This window comes from Rhizomicrobium palustre (genome assembly GCF_011761565.1).
In the GTDB taxonomy this organism is placed as follows: domain Bacteria; phylum Pseudomonadota; class Alphaproteobacteria; order Micropepsales; family Micropepsaceae; genus Rhizomicrobium; species Rhizomicrobium palustre.
The window spans coordinates 920,382-944,974 of sequence record NZ_JAASRM010000001.1; the positions used below are offsets into that span (position 1 = coordinate 920,382).

Consider the following 24,593-nt stretch of genomic DNA (forward strand, 5'->3'; position numbering starts at 1 on the left):
CATGCCCAAGAAGCAAAACCTAGCCCCCGCCGCCGACCATGGAATGGTCATCGAATACCACAACGCGACGGGGAGCGTTTCCTTCTGGGAGAAGAGCGACAACCACAGTGTCGCCGATAAGCATGGCGTCTCCACGGTCGACTACATCCACGCGATGTATGACTTTTTGCGCCAATCCCAAGCCAAACATGTGCTGATGATCGGCTGCGGCGGCGGCACACTCGCCACCATGCTGCATCGGGCAGGCGTGAAGGTGACCATCGCCGATATCGACGCGCGCAATTACGAGATCGCCCGCACCTATTTCCATATGCCCGACGAGGTGGAATGCCATGTCGCCGATGGCGCCGCCTTCCTGAAAAAGGAAACGCGCAAATTCGATGCCGTGGTGCTGGATGCCTATGCCGATAACGACATCCCACGCCATTTCAAGAAGGTCGCCTTCTTCAATTTGATGAAATCGCGGATGAAGGCGCGCGGGGCGATTGTTCTGGCCAATCTCATCGTGTCGAGCGCCACCGATAAAAGCCCGGATCGCATCGCGAAATTGATGGGGCGGACCTGGAAAAACGTCCGCCTGCTGGATTCCATCACTTACGAAACCCGCAATGCGATTGCCGTGGCGGGCGCGGTGAAGGATCTGGCCAAGCCCAAGCTGACCATGCGGCCAAGCCGCGGGGCCAAGTCCCTGGCGCGCGAGATCGCGGAATTTGATTTCCGCCCCTTGCGGGTCTGAGCCCCTTACACCTATCCACCGCGCTTTTCATATCAGCCATGCAGCGGGACGGCTGGCGCAATTGCCGCGACACCGCAAGGATCGGGCTGCGCGAGCCCGCCGGTCTGGCACTATCGCGCGCCAATTTTTCAGGAGCCGTCATGGCCGGTCATAGTATGGGACGTCTGGAATGGGCGCTGTTTCTGGCGCTTTCCGTGTTCTGGGGCGCCTCGTTCTTTTTCTACAAGGTGCTGGTGACGACATTCGGCCCCTTCACCATCGTGCTCGGCCGCATGGGCATTGCCGCGCTGGTGCTGAACCTGATCTTGGCCGCGCGGGGCGAAAGGCTGCCGCCGCCAAAGGAGTGGGGCGCCTATTTCCTGATGGCGCTCCTCTCCAATGTGATCCCCTTCAGCCTGTTTGCCTTTGGTGAGCAGACGATTTCTTCCAGCCTCGCCTCGATCATCAATGCCATGACGCCGATCTTCACGGTGATCGTCGCCCATTTCTGGACCCATAACGAGAAACTCGCCTGGAATAAGGCTTTGGGCGTGGGCTTCGGTTTCGCAGGCGTCGCCATTTTGATGGGGCCGAGCGCCCTGCACGGCGACAACAATCTTATCGGCGAACTCGCCTGCCTGGGATCGACGATCTCCTATGGCTTTGGCGGCGTCTATGGCAAACGCTTTGCGGGACGCCCGCTGTTGACGGTCGTTACCGCACAGATGACGGCGGCGACGCTGCTGGTGGCACCGCTCTCTCTCGCCATCGAGCATCCCTGGACGCTTTCCATGCCGGGCCTGCCCGCCTGGGCGGCGCTTGGCGGCATCGCGCTGATCTCGACGGTGCTGGCCTATCTCATCTTCTTCCACATCCTCGCCAAGGCAGGCGCAACCTATATTTCGCTTGTCACCTTCCTGATCCCGGTGAGCGGGTTGTTTCTGGGCGCGGTTCTTCTCAATGAGCGCATCGGCGCTTCGGATATCTGCGGCATGGCGGTGATCTCGCTCGGCCTCGCCGCCATCGACGGGCGCCCCCTGAGCTGGCTTAAACAGCGAGCAGGCCTGCGCTCCTTGGGGTGATGGGGATAACGGGTAATGGCGGGCTGCACAAAAAAAGTGCCCCCTTGCGCAGGATTGCTGTAAGTTGGCCCGTCTCCCTATTTTTCTGGCGCCATGCTGAAAAAGCGCTCTTTTTCCCTCTCCGGCCATCGCACCTCGATCGCGCTGGAACCCGAATTCTGGACAGTGCTTGAAAAGGCTGCCGAGGCGCGAAGCCTGAGCCTTTCAGCGCTGGTGATCGAGATCGACTCCAAACGAGCTATGCGTCCACTGGCGAGCGCGCTGCGCATTTATGCGCTAGCTGCGGCAGGCGCGCCCGGTTAGCCTGCCGGGGATATGACGAGGGGAATGACCATGCTGACGCTGTTTCATAAACCGAAAACCCGTTCCAACAGCATCATGTGGCTCTTGGAGGAACTCGGCGTTCCTTACGAAACCAAGGAAGTAACCATTCGCAGTATGGATGGATCGGGCGCGATCGATCCGGCTAATCCCCACCCCCATGGCAAGGTCCCGGCCCTGGAACATGACGGCAATCGCGTGTTTGAGACCGGCGCCATTGCGCTGTATCTCACCGACCTGTTTCCCGAAAAAAAGCTCGGGCCCGTGCCCGGCGAGGCACTGCGCGGCGAATATCTGTCCTGGCTGTTTTATCGCTCGGGCGTGCTCGAGCCCGCGCTGATGATGCGCCGTTTGGGCGTGAAGCATATGCAAGGCGCCATGGGCTGGGCGGAAGCGAGCGAAGTCGAAACCGTTCTGAACGAAACCCTCGCCCTGCGCCCCTATATTCTCGGCGACAGCTTTTCGGCGGCGGATATCGTGACGGGCGGCGGCATCGTCTATTTGCTGCGCTTCAAGATGCTGGCCGAAACGCCGGTGCTGACCGAATATGCGCAGCGCCTCACCTCGCGCCCGGCCTTCATCAAGGTGATGGGCGACCATACATGAGCAACATCGTCAATCTGCGCCAGGCGCGCAAACAAAAGGCCCGTGCCGAGAAAGAGGTGGTCGCAGATGCCAACCGCCTCAAGCACGGCATCGCCAAATCCGCGCATAAAAAAGCCAAAGCCGTCGCCGAGCAGGAAAAGAAGCGCGTCGATGCCCATAAACTTGACGGGGAATAACGCATAGGTTGCAGCGATTGCGACCTCTAAGATGAGAACAACACGTGAACTTTGGCGCGGGCGCTGCTAAGGTCCCGGAATCATGACCGGACATTATGAAGACCCGCTCGACTCCGCGTTTGGAGAGGATCACGAACCCGCGCCCGTAGTGCAGCGCGATCCGCCCTATTTGCAGGGTCTCAACAAGGAACAGCGCGAAGCGGTGGAAGCCACCGACGGCCCTGTGCTGGTACTAGCTGGCGCAGGCACCGGCAAAACGCGCGTGCTCACCACCCGCCTCGCCCATATCCTCTCCAGCCGCAAAGCCTGGCCGAGTCAGCTTCTCTGCGTCACCTTCACCAACAAGGCCGCGCGCGAGATGAAAGAGCGCATCGGCGCACTGATCGGCGGCGTGGTGGAAGGCATGCAATGGCTGGGCACCTTCCACTCCATCGGGGCGCGCATGCTGCGCCACCATGCCGAGCTGGTGGGGCGCAAATCCAATTTCACCATCATCGATACCGACGACCAGCTGCGCCTGATGAAGCAGCTGCTTGAGGCCGAGAATATCGACGAGAAGCGCTGGCCTGCCCGCACGCTGGCCTCCATGATCGATGGCTGGAAGAACCGTGGGCTTAAGCCCGCCGATGTGCCCGATGGCGAGGCGCATGGTTTCGCCAATGGCAAAGGCAAGAAGCTTTACCACCTCTATCAGGAACGGCTGAAGGCGCTGAACGCCTGCGATTTCGGTGATCTTCTGCTCGATGTCTTGAGCATCCTGCGCGAACATCCCGATGTGCTCGCCGATTATCGCGAGCGCTTCCGCTATATCCTGGTGGACGAGTATCAAGACACCAACACGGTGCAATATCTCTGGCTGAAGCTTTTGGCTGGTGGTGGCACGGGTGCACGCGGCAATGTCTGCGTGGTGGGTGACGACGATCAGTCCATTTACGGCTGGCGCGGCGCGGAGGTGGAAAACATCCTGCGTTTCGAACGCGATTTTCCCGGCGCCAAGGTGATCCGCCTGGAACGCAATTACCGCTCCACGCCCGCCATTCTTGCGGCGGCTTCCGGCCTTATCGCCGCCAACAAAGGCCGCCTGGGCAAGACCTTGTGGACCGAAGGCGATACCGGCGAAAAGCTGCAGGTCAAAGGCGTGTGGGACGCCGAGGAAGAAGCGCGCAATGTGGCAAGCGAGATCGAAAATCTGCGCCGCAAGGGCCACCCATATTCGCAGATGGCGATATTGGTGCGCGCCTCTTTCCAGATGCGCGAATTTGAAGATCGCTTCGTCTCACTGGGGCTTCCTTACAAAGTGATTGGCGGCCCGCGCTTTTATGAGCGCGCCGAAATTCGCGATGCCATGGCTTATTTGCGGCTTGTGGCGCAGGGCGATGACGATCTGGCGTTCGAGCGCATCGTCAATAAGCCCAAGCGCGGTATCGGCGATGCCAGCGTACAGGTGCTGCACCAGTTCGCCCGCATGCGGCAGATGCCGCTGCTGGCCGCGGCGCGCGAGATCGTGGAGACCGACGAGCTGCCGCCCAAAGCCAAGAAGGCGCTCACCGAGCTGACACAAAGCTTTTACCGCTGGACCGAAGTCTCGCGGCAGATTCCGCATACGGAGCTTGCCGAGATGATCCTGGATGAAAGCGGCTATACCGATATGCTAAAGGCCGATAAATCCGCCGAAGCGCCGGGGCGGCTCGATAACTTGAAAGAACTCGTACGCTCCATGGACGGGTTCGAGAGTCTGGCCGCCTTCCTCGAACACATCGCGCTGGTGATGGATGTCGAGCAGAACGACTCGGAAGATCGCATCAACCTGATGACGCTGCATGCCGCCAAGGGGCTGGAGTTCGACACGGTGTTTCTGCCGGGCTGGGAAGAAGGCTTGTTCCCCAGCCAGCGCACCATGGACGAAAACGGTCTTGCGGGATTGGAAGAAGAGCGCCGCCTCGCCTATGTCGGCATTACGCGGGCCAAGAAGCGCGCCTTTTTATCCTTTGCCGCCAATCGCCGGGTGCATGGCTCCTGGCAAAGCGCCCTGCCCAGCCGCTTCATCAGCGAACTGCCGGAAGAGCATGTCGAAACCGCGGTGGATGAAGGTTTTTACGGCGGCAATGCGGGCTTCCGCGATAATCTTTCGGGCTTCGCCTCCACCTATGACAGCCCCGGCTGGAAGCGTGCCCAAGCCAATAAGGCGCAAGGCTATACCCGCGCCAAACCGCCGCTGATCGAAGCCCAAGCCTGGAGCGTCTCAACCAGCGACCCCACCGCCTCGCTCTATCAACGCGGCGACCGCGTCTTCCACCAGAAATTCGGCTACGGCCGCGTCAAGGCCGTGGAAGGCAACAAGCTGACAGTCGATTTCGACAAGGCTGGCGAGAAGAAGGTGATTGATCAGTTTGTAAGTAGGGGGTGAGGGATGACCGGGCTAATTGAATGGGCTGCAGGGCAAATCGCGTCAGAACTTGTGTCAAAAGTGCTGGATTTGAGCCTGGGCGCGATATGGGAACAAAAGAAAAAAATCGCAGCAGAAATTTTACTCTCTGAACTGGCGCGAGGAGAAGCTCCCATCCAGGAGGTTGCACGTGTTGACGAAGCTGCATCCATGATCTTCGAATATGGGTTTGCGGCGCAACGTGGCGCTGCGAGAAGAAACCTTCGTTTGCTTGCGCAAGTGTTTGCCGGGCTGCTGAAGCAGACCCCACCCTTACACGCTGACGAATTTCTACGGTGGTCTGGCGTTCTCGCCGATTTATCCCGCGAAGAAATCATCTTGCTAGCGACGCTTCATAAGCATTGGCAGGTGAATAGGGATGAACCAAATGCCGATGTGCCATTTAACGCGGCGAAAGAGGAACTGGTCGGAAACTGCAAAACATTTTCTACTGACGAGGAAATGCATTTCACGGCAACGGCCCTTATCCGAACAGGATTCCTCGTTTTACTTCCAGGATTTGAAGCATATCCCAAGACTACTCTTAAGCTCGAACACCTTCTGAACATGGCACGCATCGAGGATGTGTTGGCGGAAGATGGGCTTTAATTTCGCCCTCTCTGGCGGGTTAGTCCATCGCATGTGGGCGAGCTTATACCTTACTGTCATTCCCGGCCGAGCGCATCGAGCAGCGCGAAGATGTGCGAGGGGAAGGGAACCCAGGTGGTGAAACCCGTGGGATGCCGTCAAAATAGGCCAAAATCCGTATCATTTTTTGAGATCGTCTTGCCGTCCCAACCTGGGTTCCCTTCCCTTCGCGGCGCTCGCAAAAGCTCGCTCTGCTCAGCCGGGAATGACAGTTTTGGGTTGACTGACGCTACATGCGTTAGCCCCGACAAGGAGGGGTAAAAGAAGGCCTTGATGCGATGACCAATAGGTCACAAAATAAAGCGTGATATCTGGCTGATAACGCATGGATTGCCGCATGTGGTCTGTTCAGGACGCCAAGAGCCGATTTAGCGAAATGCTCGATGCGGCAGAACACGCGCCGCAATTCATCATCAAGCAAGGCAGGCGCGCTGTGGTCGCGCTGGCGGCGGAAGAATACGACCGTCTGAAAGCATTGGAGCAGCGCCAGAATTCCAGCTTCAAAGAACAGCTTCTGAACATGCCCAAAGATGATGGCGCCTTTGAACGCCTCCCCTCATCCTTACGCGAACCGAAATTCTGACGCCCCCTTCCTTGGTGAATCCCTCAGCCCGGCTCGAATACACGCCGGGCGAGATCACCCCGAGGTGCCGTTGCGCTTGCTCGCCAAGATATATACGTAATAGGTCTTCCCCATTGGTGGCCCCCCACCTGGATGGCCCGCCGTCGTGGGCCATGACATCTCGAGTTTAACGGGAAACCGTCCCCATGCCCACGCCCCCGCTCTGGAAAGCCTCTATCGTCCTCAACAAGAAAGACGCCCCCGATGTGGTGGCGGCTTTGGAGTTGATCCCCCCGCTGCCCCAAGCGGTGCTGACCGAGGAGGACCCGTTCCGCGATGATGGCGTGGTGGAAGCGCTTTACGACACCCCGCCCGATGGCGATCTGATCGCCAAGATCACGGGCCGTCAGGTGCATGTGCAGCTTCTGCCCGACGCCGATTGGATCCGCCTTTCCCAGCAGGGCCTGCCGCCGGTGCGCGCCGGGCGCTTCTTCGTCTTCGGCTCCCATGATGCGGGCCAGGTGCCGCATGGCGTCATCCCCATGCGCATCGAAGCGGGCATGGCTTTTGGCACCGGCCATCACGAGACCACGGCGCTGTGCCTGTCGGTGCTTTCCGACCTCGCCAAGACGCGCCGCTATGACAATGTGCTGGACCTCGGCACCGGCACGGGGCTTCTCGCCATCGGCGCGGCGAAGCTTTGGAAGAAGACAGTGCTGGCCTCCGACATCGACCCCATCGCGGTGGAAGTGACGCGCGAAAACGCAGTCGCCAATGAGGAAGGCCCGCGCGTGCGCGCCTTGATCGCCGACGGCCCGACCCATCCGACGCTGTTCGAAAAAGCGCCCTTCGATCTCATCCTCGCCAATATCCTGGCAGGTCCCTTGACGCATCTGGCGCCACAGATTTGCGCCGTTCTTGGCAAGCGCGGCACGCTGGTGCTCTCCGGCCTCTTACATTGGCAAGAGAATCTGGTGCTCAGCTTCTATCGCCCGCATGGCCTGACGGTGAAGGAAATCCGCCGCGACGGGAGCTGGAGCGCGCTGGTGCTTCAGAAGGCTTAAAACGGCGCAAATTACCGCAAGAAGGGTGGATTCCGGACGCCTGCCGCCCTAACCTTGCGGCTATGAAAAAGATCTACCAAAGCTTCGACGACCTTTCGGATAAATCCACCTGCGCGCCGCGCCTTCGCCTCTTGCGCGAAGAGCTTGCCAAACGCGGGGTGGATGGTTTCATCGTGCCGCGCGCCGATGAGCATCAGGGCGAATATGTGCCGAAGAAAGCCGAGCGGCTGGCCTGGTTGACGGCCTTCACGGGGTCCGCAGGCGCCGCGGTGGTGCTGGCCGATAAGGCGGCAGTCTTCGTCGACGGGCGCTACACCTTGCAGGTGCGCCAGCAGACCGACACGGCGTTGTTCGATCCGCGCGATTTGGTCAGCGAAGGTGTCGGCGGCTGGCTGGAAGCGAACGCGCCCAAGGGCGCCAAGATCGCCTATGATCCCTGGCTGCACACACCGGCGCAGATCGATGCCTTGAAGATTTCCGTGGCCCATGCAGGCGCGAGCCTGGTGGCGCTCGACAGCAACCCCATTGATGCAGTGTGGGACAATCAGCCCGCCGCGCCCACTGCCCGCGCCATTGTGCAGGGCATCGCGCGGTCCGGCGAGGCGTCGGAAACCAAGCGCACGCGGCTGGCCGAAGAGATCAAAGCCAAAGGCGCGGACGCCTTTGTGGTGACGCTGCCGGATTCGATCTGCTGGCTGCTTAACATCCGCGGCGCCGATGTTCCGCATACGCCCTTTGCCTTGAGCTTTGCCATTCTGAACAGCGATGGCGCCACCGATCTTTTCATCGATGAGGCCAAGACCACGCCGGAGCTGAAGCAGCACCTCGGCAATTCCGTGCGCCTGCGGGCGCCGGGCGAATTTGTCGGCGCGCTGAAAGACTATGCCGGAAAGACCGTGGCGCTGGACCCCAATTGGGCTGCTTCCGCCATCTCCGACACGCTGAGCGCTGCGGGCGCCACAGTGAAGCGGCTGGCCGATCCCTGCCAGCTCGCCAAGGCCTGCAAGAACCCGATCGAAATCGAAGGCATGCGCCAGGCCCATATCCGCGATGGCGCGGCGATGGTGAAGTTCCTCTCCTGGCTCGCCGCGGAAGCGCCCAAGGGCGGGCTCAGCGAAATCTCGGCGACGCAGCAGCTGGAGGCCATTCGCAGCGAGAGCGAGCTTCTGACCGATCTCTCTTTCGATTCCATTTCGGCCGCGGGTGAGCATGCCGCTCTGCCGCATTACCGCGTCACCAGCGCCTCCAACCTGCCCCTGAAGCTGAATGAGATCTATCTCATCGATTCCGGCGGGCAGTATTATGACGGCACCACCGACATCACCCGCACCATCATCGTGGGCTCGCCTTCGGACGAGATGAAGGACCGCTTCACCCGCGTGCTGAAAGGCCATATCGCGCTTGCCACTGCGAAATTCCCGGAAGGCACGAGCGGTTATGCGCTGGATTCCTTCGCGCGGCGGCCCTTATGGGATGCGGGGCTCGATTACGATCACGGCACCGGCCATGGCGTGGGCTCTTATCTTTCGGTGCATGAAGGCCCGCAGAACATTTCCAAGCGGCCGATCGTGCAGCCCTTGAAGCCGGGCATGATCCTTTCCAATGAGCCGGGCTATTACAAGCAGGGCGCCTACGGCATCCGCATCGAAAATCTTGTCGTGGTGCAGGAAGCGATTACCGATGGCGACCGCAAGCTTTTGGAATTTGAAACCATCACCCTGGCGCCGATTGATCTCAATCTGGTCGATCCCTTGCTTCTCAGCGCGGAAGAGACCAACTGGCTCAACGCCTATCATGAGCGCGTGCGCGAAACCTTGGAACCCTTGGTCGATGGTGAGGCGCGCGCCTGGCTCGCCCATGCCACACGGATGATCTGATGCAGAAGGACCTTTCAGCCCCGCGCGGCACGGTGCATGCACTCTGGCTTGAGAGTGCGGTGCTGAAAGGCAATCTTCTCGGCGATCCTTTCGAGCGGCGCATCGATGTCTATGTGCCTGCGGGTCATGACGGGCGCGGCCTGCCGCTGCTCGTCGATATGGCGGGCTTCACCGGCAGCGGGCTGGGCCATTCCAACTGGAAGAATTTCGGCGAGAATTTGCCGGAACGCCTCGACCGGCTGATCGCGTCGGGTGCGATGGCACCTTGCGTGGTGGCGATGCCCGATTGCTTCACCAAGCTCGGCGGCAATCAATATATCAACTCCTCCGCCATGGGCCGTTGGGAGGATTTCCTCATCGGCGAAGCCGTGCCTTTTGTGGAAGCTGAGTTCGCTTGCGGCGGGGCGGGACGGCGCGGCTGTTTCGGCAAATCCTCAGGCGGCTATGGCGCGCTGGTGCATGCCATGCTGCATGCTGATTTCTGGGCCGCAGCGGCGAGCCATTCCGGCGATGTCGGTTTCGATCTGATGTTCGCCAGCGACTTTGCCAATCTGTTGCGCGCGCTGGCGAAGGTTGATTACTCCGTGCAGCGCTGGCTGGAAAAATTCTTCGCCGCGCAAAAGGTGAAGGGCAGCGATATTCACACACTGATGATTTTGGCGATGTGCGCGACCTATGATCCGGCACCGGAGGAATATTGCGGCATCCGCCTGCCCGTCACCACCGACACCTGCGAGCTGATCCCCGAGCGCTGGGCGAATTTTCTCAAATGGGACCCGCTGACGCTGGTGGAAAAGAGTGCAGAGGCACTGAAAAGCTTAAAACTCTTCTATATCGATTGCGGCGATGTGGATCAGTACAATCTCGTCTATGGCGCGCGGCGGCTGCATAAGCGGCTCGAGGCGCTAGGCGTGGCGCATGTGTACGAGGAATTCCCCGACGATCATTCCTCCACCGACTACCGCATGGACATCAGCCTGCCGCTGCTGGCGAAAGCGCTGGGGTAGAGCGACGGCGCGGTGCCACCGGGCCCTTTGCTAAAACATCCGACGCTGGTAGCGTATCTCCCAACGGGGGAGATTTGAGATGGGCTTTTCCATTGCGTGGGTCGCCGTTCAGGGAAAACCCAAAGAAGATGTGTTAGCTTGGGCTCAACACACAGACACCGGCGAACCAGACGAGAGCAATGACGCGCCCGCATCGGGAAGCTCACTACCAAACAACTGGTACGTCGTCTTCTTAAACGACATCGAGCACCCACTCGCCACGGACGCAGCTCTGACGAGCCTATCTCAAAATTGCTTCGTTATCGCCTGCCATGTCGAAGAACATGTCATGTTCAGTTCCGCCAAAGCTTTTCGCAACGGCCACGAAGAGTGGGCGATAACACATGACGCGCAAGCGGGGATCTATGACATCCAGCCGAAAGGCTCGCCCCCGGCAGCATTCACCGCCATCTTTGCACAAGCTAAGGAACAACAAGATTCTGAGGGCGGCGCTCAAGCAGACGTGGACCACATCTTTGATGTTCCACTTCTCACCGCACAGAGCGTTTGCGGCTACAAGCATGACCTTTGGAGGTTTGATTGGGGCGAACCCAAATTCACCGCACTGAAGGATATTACCCTCCAATCAAATTCAGCCAGCCATCCTCGTCGATCACTTCTACGCCGAATTTTTGGGCCTCGGTGAGCTTCGAGCCTGCGCCGGGGCCGGCGATGAGGATGTCGGTTTTTTTGGAGACCGAGCTTGCCACCTTCGCGCCCAGGCTTTCGGCGCGCGCCTTGGCTTCCTGGCGGGTCATCTTTTCCAGCGTGCCGGTGAAGACCACCGTCTTGCCTGCCACCGGCGATTCCACCGCAGCAATCGCCACAGCCTCCTCCGGCGACACCTGCGCAAGAAGCCGATCCAGAAGCTCGCGGTTATGGGGCTCGTCAAAGAAATCCTTGATGCCTTCGGCCACCACCGCGCCGATGCCGTCGATGGCGGTGAGTTCGGCCATGGCGTTTTCGGATTGTGCCACGTCTGACAACGCCGCGAAGGTGTGGAAACGGCGGGCCAGAAGTTTCGCGGTGGTCTCACCGACATGACGAATGCCGAGCGCATTGATGAAGCGCTCCAGCGCGATGGAGCGGCGCGCCTCTATGGCTTCGAGAAGATTATCCACTTCCTTGAAGGTGCGCTTGCCGTCTTCGCGCTTGGCTTTGGTGTCCTTACCCGCTTTGGCGGCGCGCTCAGCCGATTGGCGCTTACGCTCCTCCAGAATGACGTCTTTCAGCGCCTCCACCCGATCCTTCAGAGTGAAAATATCGGCGGGATCTTTAATCAGGCCGGTATTGTAGAAAAGATCGACCTGCTTCTCGCCCAGCCCTTCGATATCGAAGGCATCGCGGCTGGCGAAATAGCGCAGACGTTCGACGGCTTGCGCGGGGCAGATGAGCCCGCCGGTGCAGCGGCGATCGACATCTTCCTTACCGGTCTTTTCATCGACCTCACGCACCGCATGGCTGCCGCAAACGGGACAGGTCTTGGGATAGTCAAACGGCGCGGCACCTTCGGGGCGCTTTTCGGTGACGACACGCACCACTTGCGGGATGACATCGCCCGCGCGCTGGATCACCACCGTATCGCCGATGCGCACATCCTTGCGCGCGATCTCGTCCTCATTATGCAGCGTGGCGTTGGAGACCACGACGCCGCCGACCGTGATCGGCTTCAGCTTGGCAACCGGGGTGAGCTTGCCGGTACGCCCGACCTGAATGTCGATATTCTCGACAATGGTTTCGGCCTGCTCGGCAGGGAATTTGTGCGCGATGGCCCAGCGGGGTGAGCGCGACACAAAGCCGAGGCGGTCCTGCAGGCTAAGGCTATCCACTTTATAGACGACGCCATCGATATCGTAAGGCAGGCTGGCGCGCGCAGCTCCGATATCGCGATAAAAGGCGAGAATCTCTTCGGCGCTAGTGCAGCGGCGCACCAAGGGATTCACCGCAAAACCGAAGCGCTTAAAGGCCTGAAGCATGCCCCATTGCGTATCGGCGGGCATCTCGCTGACCTCGCCCCAAGCATAGGCGAAGAATTTTAGCGCCCGGCTTTTGGTGATCGCAGGATCAAGCTGGCGCACAGAGCCCGCCGCGGAGTTGCGCGGATTGGCGTAAAGCGGTTTTCCTTCGACTTCCTGGCGCGCATTCAAAGCGGCGAAATCGGCATGGGTCATATAGACCTCGCCGCGCACTTCCAGCACGTCCGGCGCGTTCGGAATACGCAAAGGAATATCGGTGATGGTCTTGAGATTGGCGGTAATGTCCTCGCCTTCGCTGCCATCGCCGCGCGTCGCGCCTTGCACCAGCACGCCCTTTTCATAGCGCAACGAGGCCGATAGCCCATCGATCTTGGGCTCGCAGGTGAAAGCAAGCTCGGCGTCCTCAACCAACCCTAAAAAGCGGCGGATGCGGCCAACGAAATCGCTGACATCTTCATCTGCAAAGGCATTGTCGAGCGAGAGCATGGGCCGCACATGCAGCACCTTGGCGAATTTCTCAGAGGCCTTGGCACCGACGCGATGGCTTGGACTGTCGGGGCGGATGAGATCGGGAAAGCGCGCCTCGATGGCGGCATTGCGCTTGCGCAGCGCATCATAGTCTGCGTCGGAAATCGTCGGCGCATCTTCGCCATGATAGCGCCGGTCATGCTCGGCAATTTCCTTGGCGAGATGATCGAGCTCAGCAATAGCTTCGAAGGGCGTGAGCTTATCGACGGGCGTATTCATTCCTGCATTCCTAGGGGCATTTCCCCTTTTTGGAAATTCCCAAAGTGTCATCGCCCGCGACTGCGGGCGACCCAGGTGGTGTTGTACCGCAGCCATCGCTGGAATCTCGGTATTCCTACAATGATAGTACGGCGAGACCTGGATGGCCCGCAGTCGCGGGCCATGACAAGCTATCTAAAGGCAAAACCCATACCCCTCCCCGAAATCTGCTTCCGCAGATTTCGCCCCTCCCTCAAGGGGAGGGTGAAGGGCATGCTTAAGCCCGTTTGCGGGGCTTTTTCGGCACGGCTTGCGCCTCGGAAATCAAACGCTTTGCGGCGGCGCGGGCTTCTTCGGTGACGGCGGCGCCAGAGAGCATGCGCGCAACCTCTTCCAGACGCTCGTCATCCTCAAGCTGTTCCACCACGGTCTTATCGCCCTTGCGTTTGATGCGGAAATGGCGATCGGCGCGAGCGGCCACTTGTGGCGAGTGCGTCACCAACAAAACCTGGGTCGATTGCGAGAGCTTTTGCAGCCGCAACCCCACCGCATCGGCCACGGCCCCACCCACACCGCGGTCAACTTCGTCGAAGACCAGCGCGGCCGGCGGCGCGGCCTGGGCCAGCACCACCTTGATGGCAAGCGAGAAACGCGCCAGTTCGCCGCCCGAAGCGATCTTGGCGAGCGAACCATAGGCCGCCCCTTCCACCGTGGCGACTTCGAAGGCGACACGCTCAAGACCTTGGGCACTCGGCTCGGAGGCCACGAAAGACACGCGGAAGCGGGCGTGGCCAAGCTTCAACGGCGTCAGTTCAGCGGCGACGGCCTTTTCGAGATCAGCGGCGGCGGTTTTGCGCGCAGCGGAAAGCTTCTTCGCGGCGGTATTGAAAGCCACCAGCGCGGCGGCGGCTTCGGCTTCAAGCTGTTTCAGCTTGCCACCGCCCAGATCCAGCGCATCGAGCTTCTTGCGGAAGGCATCGAGCACGCCCGGCAGGCCGTCGCATTTGACGCTGTATTTGCGGGCGGCGGCACGCAGCGCGAAGAGGCGTTCTTCTTTACGCTCCAAGGCGCTGGAATCCACTTCCAGCCGCGACAGCAGCGCGTCCAGCTCGCGCCGGCCTTCCTCGGCCATAGCATAAGCTTGTTCCAGCGCAGCTTCGGCGGCGGCGGCGGCTTTGCGCGCTTCCTCACCCATGCGCGAGAGTTTCTTCAGCGCGCCTGCAAGCCCTGCTTCGGCGCCACGCTCACCGGAAAGAAGATCAGACGCAGCAGACACGTCCTCGGCAATGCGGGCGGCATTCATCAGCAGCGCGCGTTCGGCGGCGAGGGCTTCTTCCTCGCCCTCCTCCGCATCCAGGGCAGAAAGCTCGTCCACCGCCTGCTTCACATATTCCGCATCGGCCATGGCCGTGGCTTGCAGGCGCTTTAATTCCTCCGCGGCGATGCGGGCCGTGTCATAGGCGGCAAATTGCTTGGCGACCTCGGCCACCAGCGCCTCATGCCCGCCAAAGGCATCCAGCAAAGCGCGATGGGTGGCCGAATCGAACAAGCCCCGGTCATCGGATTGCCCGTGCACTTCCAACAGCGCCGAACCCAAATCCTTGAGCAGTCCCACGCCCACCGGCTCGTCATTCACGAAACCGCGGGTGCGCCCTTCCGAAGAAAGGGTCCGGCGCAGAACGATCTCGCCCTCTGCCGGGATAGACTGTTCGGCCAAGAGCATGCGCGCGGAATGTTTGGCAGGGGGATCGAACAGAGCCGTGGCCGAACCCTGGGCAGCGCCAGGGCGCACCGCCGCGCGGCCACGACCGCCGGTCGCCATACCCAAAGCGTCCAGCAAAATGGATTTGCCCGCCCCGGTCTCGCCAGTGAGCACATTGAGGCCTGGGGCGAACTCCAGGCTCGCCGCCTCGATCAACACGATATCGCGTACGCTCAATGCAGCGAGCATCGCACCCCGGGTCCGAATCTATGAGAACGAATGGTGATCAAGAACACCATCCGGTCAACCCCTAGATGGCATCCGTCACAAGATCTTATCGAAGGCGCGCGAAATCCAGGAGCCCTTATCCTCTTCCGGCTGCAGCTTTTTCTTCTGAAGGATCGCGTAAGCATCCTGGTACCAGGGGCTACCCGGATAGTTGTGGCCGAGCACGGCGGCGGCGGTCTGGGCTTCCTTGGTCAAGCCGAGCGAGAAATAGGCCTCGGTCAGGCGTTCCAGGGCTTCGGCGATCTGGGTGGTCTTCTGATACTGCTCGACCACGGTGCGGAAGCGGTTGATGGCGCCGATATAGTCGCCCTTGTTGAGGTAGTAGCGGCCGACTTCCATCTGCTTGCCGGCCAAATGGTCCAGCGTCAGGTCGATCTTGAGGGTTGCGTCGCGGGCATATTCGCTTTCCGGGAAGCGCTGCACCACGTCCTGCAGGGCCACAAGCGCGGCTTCGGTATTGGACTGGTCGCGCTCCACATCCACGATCTGCTCATAAAGCGAGACTGCCTTCAGATAGAAGGCATAGGCCACTTCCTTCGAGCCGGGATGGAGCGAAATGTAGTTATCCGCGGCCGACACGGCCTCGGTGTATTTGTTACCCTGATAGAAGCAATAGGCGCTCATCAGGCTCGCACGGCGGGCCCAGACCGAATAGGGGTGCTGGCGTTCCACTTCGGCAAACTGCTTGGCGGCATCGGCCCAATCGCCGTTATTCACCTTCTTCCAGGCATCCGAATAGATCTGATCGATCGGGCGTTCCTGATAGGTGGCGTCGCGTTCTTCCTTGCCCTTGGTCTGGCTTTCGAACCAGGAGCAGCCCGAAAGGCCAAGGGTGCATCCGACGACAAGCACAGCGGCTAGGCCGCGCGGCAACTGCAACATGGACAAGATTCCAACAGAACGCCCTTCCCGGGCAGGAGCAGCCTTATCGCATCTCTTCGGAAGGTTGGTCCAGAGGGCAAAAACACTCTTGTATGAACCGGTTAGCGGAGGGCGCAGGCTTACGGGGCCGTAATCAGCCGGTAATTGGCCGGATCGGCGAAAAGCGCCCGCAGCAGCTGGTTATTGAGGGCGTGACCCGACTTGATGCCCTCAAAACGGGCGATCAAGGGGGTGCCTGCGAGGGAGAGGTCGCCCACCGCGTCCAAAATCTTGTGGCGGACGAATTCATCGGGAAAACGTTGAATATCAGCGTTAAGCACCCGGTCGCCATCGATCGCCAAAGTGTTGTGGAGCGAGGCGCCATGGCCGCGATCCATCTTTTTCAGGGCGTCGAGCTGAGCGATGTCGCCAAAGGTGCGCGCCGGGGCGATTTCGGCCCGAAAGGCAGCGGGGGTGAAATCCACCGCATAGGCCTGATGCCCGATCGCGGCTGAGGCAAATTCAATCTCCACGGCATATTGGGGGAATTGCGCGGGAATCAGCGCTGCGCTGGCATCCTTATGGCTGACCTCCACCCGGCGCAGCACCTTGATCGCCTGCCGTTCCACATCGCTGTCTTTCGCCCCCGCGACATCCAGGAGTTCTAGAAAGGACAGCGCATCGCCGTCCAAGACCGGGGGTTCGGCGCCATCGATCTGGATGACGAGGTCATCGATCCCCGCCCCGGCCACGGCCGCCATGAGATGCTCGACCACCGCGATGGTCGCTTTTCCCTCCGCGAGCGTGGTGCCGAGCGTGGTTTCGGCCACGCGGTCATAGAGGGCGGGAATTTCGGCGCCATCCAGGTCCAAGCGGCGAAAAATGATCCCCGTGCCAGGAACGGCGGGCTCCAGCAGCATGCGCACCTGGGTTCCGGCATGGAGCGCGATGCCCTCGCAAGCAACCTCTTTGGCGATGGTTCGGCGAAAAGCCATGACGGGACCCTCTGAATGGGGAGGGATCATACAGGTGGTTCTGCGACCGTCACATCACGCTTCACAGCGGTAGATTACAACCGTCTGAAGTGAAGCCCGCGCAATTTGGGCGCCGAGATTAACACGGCGGCAATGTTGGACTGTTAGCGTTCAGGGGCAGCCCGGATGGGGTGGCAATATGATTGCCGAAAGCAATAAGGTTTTAGACGCTTCCAGCGACGACTGGCTGGCGCTCGACTTTGCCGAAACCCGCCCCGGCCGCACGCGCCTGCTGGCCTGGACAATCGCTCATCCGGTGAAAACCCTCATCATCGCCAACACGGTGCTGTGGTGCCCCGTCTTAAGCGCGATGATTTTCGGCTGACACCTATTCGGCGATAATCCGTGTACCGAAGGCCTCCAGGGTTTCAGGTTTCAGCCCGGCGCCTTCTATTCTTTGTGGCGTGTCCGTGAGATTCACCTCCACCGTCAGGCTCTTGCCCGCTTTCACCCGCTTGAAGGCGAAGATTTTCGGGTTGTGCGGATCGAGGATCTCCATGGAGCCGCCTTCCACGCCATTGGCGAGCGCAGGATGGCTATGCTTCAGCGCCATCAGATCGCGATAAAAGCCCTGAAGCGGATAATCGCGCCATTGAATGGGATCGCGCTTGAAGAATTCGAGCCGCTTATCGAGGCCGGCTTCCTGACCGCTATAGACCAGCGGCATGCCCGGTACCGTCGCCGCTAAGGTGGCGTAGACTTTGAAGCCCTTGCCATAAAGCTCCGCATCCGAACCATTCCAGGAATTCTCGTCATGGTCCGAGGTGAATTCCATGCGGTAGGACCCGGCGGGATATACGTGATGGGGATGGGTGAAGAACGCCGCGAGATCGCGCCCATCGGCTTTGCCTTGCGCCGCCTTGACCATGAGATGATAGAAATCCCAATCATAGCTCATGTCGAAAGCGTGCTCTTGCAGCTCCGGCTTATCGGATTCGGCCAGCATGAAAACCGGCTTGATCTTGTCGAGCGCGGGGCGGGCTTCGTTCCAGAAATCGGTCGGCACATTGCCCGCGACATCGCAGCGAAAGCCATCGATATCGGCTTCTTTCAGCCAGAATCCCATGGCGTCGAGCATGGCGGCGCGCAACCCCGGCACGCGGTAGTCGAGACCGACGACATCTTCCCAGACCGAAGCATCGGCACCCGAACCAAACCGCACAGGGCCGATTTTGCCACTCGCATCTTTCAGATACCACTCGGGATGATCCTTCACCCAAGGATGATCCCAAGCGGTGTGGTTCGGCACCCAATCGATGATCACCTTCATCCCCAGCGCATGCGCGTGACGCACCAGCGCCTTGAAATCAGACATGGAGCCGAACTCGGGATTGATCGCCTTATAATCCTTCACCGCGTAATAGCTGCCGAGCGGGCCTTTGCGCTTTTCTTGCCCGATCGGATTGATCGGCATGATCCAGAGAATGTCGACACCCATCTGTTTCAGCCGCGGCAATTGCTGATCCACACCGGCGAAGGTTCCTTCCGGCGAATACTGGCGGACATTGACCTCATAGATGGTCGCGTTCACCGACCAGGCGGGATGAACCACCTCCGCCACAGATGGCAAGGTGAAAGCAAAGAGCGAGGCCGCGAAAACGCCAGCGCGGAACAAGTTGTGTTTCATCTCCGCCTCACTTCGCGACAAAGCGAATGGCAGCCCCGCCGCCGCGCGCCAGATTGAGCGTGAGGGTTTCGCCCGGCTTCACGTCGCGCTTGGCGATATCGATGGCATGCGGGTTCAAATCCCAATCGGCATCCTTGCCATCGAGATAGGTCTCGGCCACCCAGTGATGTTTCTTATCGAGGAAATCGAGCTTCACCGTCAGGCTGCGTTTGGAGTTATCGCCCACCGCACCGAGATACCAATTGTTGGATTTGCGATCCTTGCGCGCCAGCGCCACATATTCGCCCGGCTCACCAGCAAGCACTTGGGTATCCTGCCAATCGGTCGGCACGTCTTTGATGAACTGGAAGGCGGCGGCGTATTTGGCGTAATTCTCCGGCAGATCGCAGGCCATTTCCACCGGACTATAGATCACGATGTAATCGGCGAGCTGATGCGCGATCGTGTTCTGGATTTTCTGCCCGCCTTTACCTGTTAAACTCAACGCACCCGGTGTGAAATCAAACGGGCCAGCCAGCATGCGGGTGAAGAACAACAGGCTTTCATGGTTGGGCGGATTCGGCGGATTGCCCCAGGCGTTATATTCCTGACCGCGCGCGCCTTCGCGCGAAACCCAATTGGGATAGGTGCGGCGCAGGCCGGTGTCCTTGATCGGCTCGTGATCGACCACCGCGATATGGCGCTTGGCCGCTTCGGTCACGACTTTCAGATGATGCACCGACGAGGCTTGGCCGTCATGGTATTCATAATAAAGCTTGTCGTCCGGGCCTTTGACGCGCAGGCCGCCCGCATCGGCGACATAGCCGGTCTTGATCGAGTCATAGCCAAGCGACGCCAGAAGATCGAGCGCGGCAGGAAGCTGGGCTTCGTAATTATCGATTTTACCAAAGGTCTCGTGATGGCCGATGATCTTCACGCCTTTGGATTTGGCGTAAGCGGCCACTTCTTTGATATCGAAATCGGGATAGGGCTTGGTGTAGCTGAGCTCATGGCCATTGGCGAACCAATCATCGTCCCAGCTATAATTCCAGCCCTCCACCAGCACTTCCTTGAAGCCATTCGCGGCGGCGAAATCGATATAGCGCTTGGTATTCTCGGTGGTGGCGCCGTGATGCGGGCCCGAGCCCCAAGTCTCCAGCCCCAAATGCATCGACCACCAGATGCCGACATATTTGTACGGCTTGACCCATTTCACATCGCCCAGCGCATTGGGTTCGTTCAGATTCAATTCCAGATGCGACATGTAGAGCGCGGGCGCGCTATCGGCGATGATCATGGTGCGCCAAGGCGTGTTGAAGGGCGCGAGCCGCGTCACCTTGGCGGCATGCTGCGAGGAGGGCGAGAGCACGCTTTTCAGCCGCTGACCATCGACGCGGCGCAACCACATCCCGGCGTAATCTACCAAAGCCGCTTCATGAAAGGCGATATACAGCCCTTTATCGGTTTTCACCGTCAGTGGCGTATGGGCCTGGGAGACCTGATCGAGGCGCGTATGCTGATAAAGCTGCTCGTAGCGGTTCCATTCCCCGCCCACTTCCCACCAGGCTTCGGCGGGATCGGCCACGGCAAATTCGGTCAGCTCTTCGCCGATATGCACATTCTTCAGCGCGGCCTGATCGGGAAATTCATAGCGGAAGCCGACGCCATCGTCATAGACGCGAAAAACGATATCGAGCTTGCGGCCGGGCGCGATCTTCTCCTTCAGATGCAGGCGCAGCTCGTTGTAGCTGTTGCGGATGAAGCGCCATTCCCCCCAAGGCTGCTCCCAGGTTTCGTCATGGGGCGTGACCTCGGAGGACGCGAGCGTCAGATTGCGCTCCAGCTTGGGCGCATCGGTGAGGAGAAAGCCGAGGCGGGACTCGGCGATCACGGGCTTGCCCTGCCGCGACACGCTGTAGGTCGGCCGCCCATCGCCATCGATGGAGATGGACACCGAAAGCACTTTTCCGGGCGAGGCGACTGACGCCACCGTCTCTGCACGCAGCGGCAGTATCAACGCCGCCATCGCAAGCGCCGCCAGCAAAGCCTTCATCATGTCCTCCCAAGAATCAGCCCTCTTTCGGGGCTGGTTTGAGGGGATTGTTACGTCTCCCGCCTATCGGATGCGAGCGGCTGAATACGTATTCGGTGGCAGCGCGGCATCACAAACCGCGTGAGGGGTGGTCTTTCCTCCCCTGCGGGGCCATGACGGGCGTGCCGCACGCTGGACGAATAGCGGGGGAGGTGGCGAGCACTTTGTGAGGCGGAGGGGGGAAACTTGGTGCGCTTGAGCAGTCCCCCCTCCGGTTCGCGATGCGAACCACCTCCCCCGCTTTTTAAAGATTTTTCGGCTCTAGCGTTGGTGCACCGCGGGGGAGGAAAGTAACCCGCGCGCTGCACGCACCGCCCTGTTAACGCTCCCGGAACGCCACCAGAGGCTGACGCTGACGGCCCTCCGCATCGAAGTTCTCGGGCGCGAGCCAGGCTTCCAGCGCGCGGCGCACGCCCGGCCATTCGCTATCGATGATGGAGAACCACGCGGTGTCGCGGTTCTCGCCTTTGACGATCATGTGGTTGCGGAAGACACCTTCAAAGCTGAAGCCCAGCCGCAAAGCCGCCGCGCGCGAGGCCGCATTGGCGTTGTGGCATTTCCATTCATAGCGGCGATACCCGAGCGCCTCGAAAACATGGCGGGCGAGGAGGTAATGCGCCTCCGTCACCAGGGCCGAGCGCTGCGCCCAGGGCGCGATCAGAACATAGCCGACTTCCAGACAGCGGTGTTCCGGCGCGATGCGCATATAGGAGATGGTTCCCGCAGCCCGCCCAGTATCCTTTTCTTCGACCACAAACTGCAACGTGCCGGGATGGCTCTGCCATTCAGCCATATGCGCCGCGAAGGCGGCAGCATCGCCGGGCGCCTCGGTCGGCAGATAGCGATAAAGCCGGTCGCTCTCCGAGAGCTCCGCAAACAGCTTTGGCCCGTCCCGCTCCGGCAAAAGCGGGTGGAGGCGGACGCGGTCGCCTTCAAGCACAACGGGCTGCGGTGCGGAACCAGGTTCGAGCAAGGTCATGCGGTGCGTCTTAGCATAAAACGGAGGGTAAGAGACGAGCCGACGCTGGATGTCCGCTCGGCATTTGCTCACCCATAGCTGCAGCCCCCAAAAAAATTCATAGGGAAGCTGAATAAATGTAGTTTTGCGCAAGTCTCGTACGCGGGTACCCTGCCTCGATTGTGCAGGTACAACCTAATGAGCAGAGCCATTTTGGCCTTTCGTGCCATATCGCATGGGCTTGCGGCGGGCCTGGTTATCCTCGCCACAGGGCTTTGGGCTGTCATATTTACAGACCTTGCTCATGCTCAACCGGCTCCAGGAATAGAAGGCGTGGACCACGTGCCAGTCGCCGTCGGCGACCTTGAACAAGCGCGCGCTGATTTTGAGAAACTTGGGTTTGTCCTGAAACCAGGCAGACCGCACACAGACAGTATCCGTAATGTCCACGTGAAATTCCGTGACGGCACTGAAATAGAGTTGATTACCGCCAGTGCTCCTTTGGACGCTTTATCGGCGGAGTATATCGATTGGCTGAAAGCTGGGGACGGTCCAGCTTTCTGGAGTCTGTATAATCCTGATCTCCAAGATTTAACTGAGCGCCTCTCAAAGATGGGATTGTCGCCCAACAATGAGGGGCACGTCGTTACATTTCCCCAATCCGTGTTCGCCCACCGTCTGTTCTTTGCAGAAAGGTTGTGGTCGCCGACGGATCAGCCGGAGTATTTCGCCCACCCCAATACGGCTTACCGGCTTGAAGCCGTCTGGTTGGCTGGGGCGGCGAAGGAGCGAGACCTCGTTCTTTCCCTCGGCGGAGACCGAAGGACGGCTTTCACTTGTGCACCATTTTCGCCGCACGTAGAGGTGCTAACGAGCCCTAATGGCGACGAGATCATGTTTATCTCCGAGCAAAGCGGCAAATCGCCGGAACGCTCGATCCTCGGGGTAACGGTCATGGTGAGAAGTCTTGACGCCGTGCATATGATTTTGGCCAAGAACAACATCCACGATACAAAAGTTGATGGTTGTTCGCGTAATAGCATTTGGGTTGAACCAGCCGACGCCCACGGCCTATGGATCGAGTTCCGCCGATGAAATTTGAAAAATATTGCCGTCTAGCGGCGGCCATAGCCATGTTCTGCGGACTTTTCCTTGCCGGTTCCGCTGCTCGAGGCCAGTCCTCGGAGGAGCACCGCCTCTATGCACCGACGCCCGAACAAATCAAAGCAATTGACCGCGTTCGCGGCGCGAAGCTTTCGAATTTTTCGGCCCAGATTTTTCAATCGAGCCTCGGTCCAATCCCCTATCGTATGCTTTCGCCCACCGGCGCAACGGCGGCCCCGCTTGTCATCATCTTGCACGGCTCAGGACAGATAGGTTCGGACAATTTGGGGCAAATGGGCTTCTTTGCGAAGGCGTGGGGCGAGCCGTCGGTCGCCGAAGCGTTCCCGGCATACATCGCCGTTCCGCAAGTGCCAACGCGCTCGGCGGATTACGCCGCAGACAAAGACGGAAACCTCCATTCTTTTCCTAGCACGTCTTTCGCGAGCCTGCTCGAACTCATAGATCACCTGTGCAAAACTCTGCCGATCGATCAAAGGCGGGTTTATTTGGTAGGATTTTCGATGGGCGCTTCGACCGCGATGGATCTCTTGCTGGCGCGTCCGGATCGTTTCACCGCCGCAGTTGCTTTTTCGCCAGTTCCGCCATCGCTGGATCAGATCGCCCAGGTCGCGAATAAGCCTCTCCTACTGATCCATGGGTCAGCCGATGTAGAGAACCCTTACATTTCTGACCGTCTCTGGTTTGAGGCGCTGACCTCACGCGGCGGACATGCACATATGATTGTTTATGATGGAATGGACCACAGGCTTCCTCTCGATATGATGTTGGCAACCGACTGGAGAGCCTGGTTGTTCAGGCAAAAATCTTGACCACGCCGCCCTAGTCCGCTTCCGGCCCCAGACTCTCCACTCGGGATTGGTCCAGTTTAGGCAATGCGGGAAAGACCTGCCGCGTAAGCCTTTTCCGCGTGGTGCATAATTCTTGAATTTTGCACCAACCGAATGTCCCAAAAGGGATTAGCCGGTAGTTCGTTCGGCGTCGCGCGGACGTCCGGAAATGGCGCATTGCGGACATAACGGCCTGCCTCCGCATTGCGATAAAGACCGATCTGCAATCCTGTCTGACTTCTGTCTGAAGGCTGAAATCTTTGCGCCACGCTTGATGTGCGCAGGCGGGCTTCCCACATCGAAAGGGCTGTTTGACTTCGCTGGGAACGAAAGACCGTAAGATGCGCGCCGGGGGCGGCTGGGGCAGCAGATAAAACATGCACTCACCCTCCCCTTGAGGGAGGGTCGAAATTTTCGCGCGCGCGAGCGCGTGGGAATTTCGGGGAGGGGTATGTCGCGAAATTTTAGGAGAGTCTTGAAGTATCACAACAGCTTAAGCGCCCTGGATTACTGGAACAGACCGCGACATACCCCTCCCCGAAAAATGCTCTCGCATTTTTCGACCCTCCCTCAAGGGGAGGGTGGAAGGTGGGCGCTAGGAGCTCGACTAACGCGGCAAAGTTTTTGGCGAAAATTTCGCGCTATCAGCCACTTACAGCGAAAAACGCCGACTGGAACGTAAAAAAATGCATTTTCGCTATCAAAGGGGCCGTGGCTTCACCTGTTCTGTCAGCGCCCGCGACGGCCCAGGTGGTGTTGCTCGATTTCTGATGCTGAAGTCGCGAGACCTGGATGGCCCGCAGTCGCGGGCCATGACAATTCAGGTATCAGCGCCACACCCGCGGCAGCCCTCACTGAAAGACTCCCCCTCCCCCT

At 59.7% G+C, this 24,593-nt stretch carries 22 protein-coding genes; 15 read left to right on the forward strand and 7 right to left on the reverse strand.

Going from position 1 to position 24,593, the window contains the following annotated elements:
* The first annotated feature begins 1 nt into the window (after nucleotide 1).
* The 12 genes from FHS83_RS03965 (at nucleotide 2) to FHS83_RS04020 (ending at nucleotide 11,168) form a co-directional block, all read left to right on the forward strand.
* Entirely contained in the window at nucleotides 2-736 is a 735-nt protein-coding gene (locus FHS83_RS03965; protein ID WP_167081141.1) for a spermidine synthase, read from the forward strand.
* 140 nt (nucleotides 737-876) lie between these two features.
* Nucleotides 877-1,797: a DMT family transporter gene (locus FHS83_RS03970; protein WP_208414214.1), complete on the forward strand. Its 921-nt coding sequence runs from the start codon at nucleotides 877-879 to the stop codon at nucleotides 1,795-1,797.
* A 93-nt stretch (nucleotides 1,798-1,890) separates the two neighbouring features.
* On the forward strand, nucleotides 1,891-2,100 hold the full coding sequence (locus FHS83_RS03975) for a ribbon-helix-helix domain-containing protein (protein WP_167081143.1): 210 nt from the start codon (nucleotides 1,891-1,893) through the stop codon (nucleotides 2,098-2,100).
* 30 nt (nucleotides 2,101-2,130) lie between these two features.
* A complete protein-coding gene (locus FHS83_RS03980; RefSeq protein WP_167081145.1) occupies nucleotides 2,131-2,724 on the forward strand; it encodes a glutathione S-transferase family protein in 594 nt (197 codons plus the stop codon).
* Entirely contained in the window at nucleotides 2,721-2,900 is a 180-nt protein-coding gene (locus FHS83_RS03985) for a DUF4169 family protein (RefSeq protein ID WP_167081146.1), read from the forward strand. Before FHS83_RS03980 ends, FHS83_RS03985 begins: the two co-directional genes overlap by 4 nt.
* Before the next feature lie 82 nt (nucleotides 2,901-2,982).
* Nucleotides 2,983-5,307, forward strand: coding sequence for an ATP-dependent helicase (locus tag FHS83_RS03990; protein WP_167081148.1), 2,325 nt, complete (start codon nucleotides 2,983-2,985; stop codon nucleotides 5,305-5,307).
* A gap of 3 nt (nucleotides 5,308-5,310) precedes the next feature.
* Complete coding sequence (locus FHS83_RS03995) at nucleotides 5,311-5,934, forward strand: hypothetical protein (RefSeq protein WP_167081150.1); 624 nt, start codon at nucleotides 5,311-5,313, stop codon at nucleotides 5,932-5,934.
* A gap of 376 nt (nucleotides 5,935-6,310) precedes the next feature.
* Nucleotides 6,311-6,556 carry a type II toxin-antitoxin system Phd/YefM family antitoxin gene (locus FHS83_RS04000; RefSeq protein ID WP_208414215.1) on the forward strand — a complete coding sequence of 82 codons (246 nt, stop codon included), beginning with the start codon at nucleotides 6,311-6,313 and terminating at the stop codon, nucleotides 6,554-6,556.
* A gap of 185 nt (nucleotides 6,557-6,741) precedes the next feature.
* Complete coding sequence (locus tag FHS83_RS04005) at nucleotides 6,742-7,599, forward strand: 50S ribosomal protein L11 methyltransferase (RefSeq protein ID WP_167081154.1); 858 nt, start codon at nucleotides 6,742-6,744, stop codon at nucleotides 7,597-7,599.
* 62 nt (nucleotides 7,600-7,661) lie between these two features.
* Complete coding sequence (locus FHS83_RS04010) at nucleotides 7,662-9,476, forward strand: aminopeptidase P family protein (protein ID WP_208414216.1); 1,815 nt, start codon at nucleotides 7,662-7,664, stop codon at nucleotides 9,474-9,476.
* Complete coding sequence (locus tag FHS83_RS04015) at nucleotides 9,476-10,483, forward strand: alpha/beta hydrolase (RefSeq protein ID WP_167081156.1); 1,008 nt, start codon at nucleotides 9,476-9,478, stop codon at nucleotides 10,481-10,483. Before FHS83_RS04010 ends, FHS83_RS04015 begins: the two co-directional genes overlap by 1 nt.
* A gap of 79 nt (nucleotides 10,484-10,562) precedes the next feature.
* Complete coding sequence (locus tag FHS83_RS04020; protein ID WP_167081158.1) at nucleotides 10,563-11,168, forward strand: hypothetical protein; 606 nt, start codon at nucleotides 10,563-10,565, stop codon at nucleotides 11,166-11,168.
* On the opposite strand, the gene ligA is transcribed toward FHS83_RS04020, so the two are convergent.
* The 4 genes from ligA to lpxC form a co-directional block, all read right to left on the reverse strand.
* On the reverse strand, nucleotides 11,098-13,245 hold the full coding sequence (ligA, locus tag FHS83_RS04025) for an NAD-dependent DNA ligase LigA (RefSeq protein WP_167081160.1): 2,148 nt from the start codon (nucleotides 13,243-13,245) through the stop codon (nucleotides 11,098-11,100). The genes FHS83_RS04020 and ligA overlap by 71 nt on opposite strands.
* 256 nt (nucleotides 13,246-13,501) lie before the next feature.
* Nucleotides 13,502-15,175 carry a DNA repair protein RecN gene (gene recN, locus FHS83_RS04030; RefSeq protein ID WP_167081162.1) on the reverse strand — a complete coding sequence of 558 codons (1,674 nt, stop codon included), beginning with the start codon at nucleotides 15,173-15,175 and terminating at the stop codon, nucleotides 13,502-13,504.
* A gap of 75 nt (nucleotides 15,176-15,250) precedes the next feature.
* A complete protein-coding gene (locus FHS83_RS04035; RefSeq protein ID WP_167081164.1) occupies nucleotides 15,251-16,096 on the reverse strand; it encodes an outer membrane protein assembly factor BamD in 846 nt (281 codons plus the stop codon).
* A gap of 119 nt (nucleotides 16,097-16,215) precedes the next feature.
* Entirely contained in the window at nucleotides 16,216-17,070 is an 855-nt protein-coding gene (gene lpxC, locus FHS83_RS04040; RefSeq protein WP_167081166.1) for a UDP-3-O-acyl-N-acetylglucosamine deacetylase, read from the reverse strand.
* A gap of 178 nt (nucleotides 17,071-17,248) precedes the next feature.
* On the opposite strand from lpxC, the gene FHS83_RS04045 reads away from it, so the two are divergent.
* Nucleotides 17,249-17,434, forward strand: coding sequence for a hypothetical protein (locus FHS83_RS04045; RefSeq protein WP_167081168.1), 186 nt, complete (start codon nucleotides 17,249-17,251; stop codon nucleotides 17,432-17,434).
* Nucleotides 17,435-17,437: 3 nt separating this feature from the next.
* Here FHS83_RS04045 and FHS83_RS04050 read toward each other — a convergent pair whose 3' ends face one another.
* The 3 genes from FHS83_RS04050 to FHS83_RS04060 all read right to left on the reverse strand — a co-directional run bounded on the left by FHS83_RS04050 (nucleotide 17,438) and on the right by FHS83_RS04060 (nucleotide 21,786).
* Entirely contained in the window at nucleotides 17,438-18,736 is a 1,299-nt protein-coding gene (locus FHS83_RS04050; protein ID WP_167081170.1) for an alpha-amylase family glycosyl hydrolase, read from the reverse strand.
* 7 nt (nucleotides 18,737-18,743) lie between these two features.
* The gene (locus FHS83_RS04055) at nucleotides 18,744-20,816 is read right to left on the reverse strand and encodes a glycoside hydrolase family 97 protein (protein ID WP_425061524.1); all 2,073 of its coding nucleotides are present in this window, start codon (nucleotides 20,814-20,816) and stop codon (nucleotides 18,744-18,746) included.
* A 310-nt stretch (nucleotides 20,817-21,126) separates the two neighbouring features.
* The gene (locus FHS83_RS04060) at nucleotides 21,127-21,786 is read right to left on the reverse strand and encodes a GNAT family N-acetyltransferase (RefSeq protein ID WP_167081174.1); all 660 of its coding nucleotides are present in this window, start codon (nucleotides 21,784-21,786) and stop codon (nucleotides 21,127-21,129) included.
* A gap of 312 nt (nucleotides 21,787-22,098) precedes the next feature.
* Here FHS83_RS04060 and FHS83_RS04065 point away from each other — a divergent pair, with 312 nt between their 5' ends.
* On the forward strand, nucleotides 22,099-22,860 hold the full coding sequence (locus FHS83_RS04065; protein WP_167081176.1) for a VOC family protein: 762 nt from the start codon (nucleotides 22,099-22,101) through the stop codon (nucleotides 22,858-22,860).
* A complete protein-coding gene (locus tag FHS83_RS04070) occupies nucleotides 22,857-23,699 on the forward strand; it encodes a carboxylesterase family protein (protein ID WP_167081177.1) in 843 nt (280 codons plus the stop codon). The genes FHS83_RS04065 and FHS83_RS04070 overlap by 4 nt, the downstream gene beginning before the upstream one ends.
* The last annotated feature ends 894 nt before the right edge of the window (nucleotides 23,700-24,593 follow it).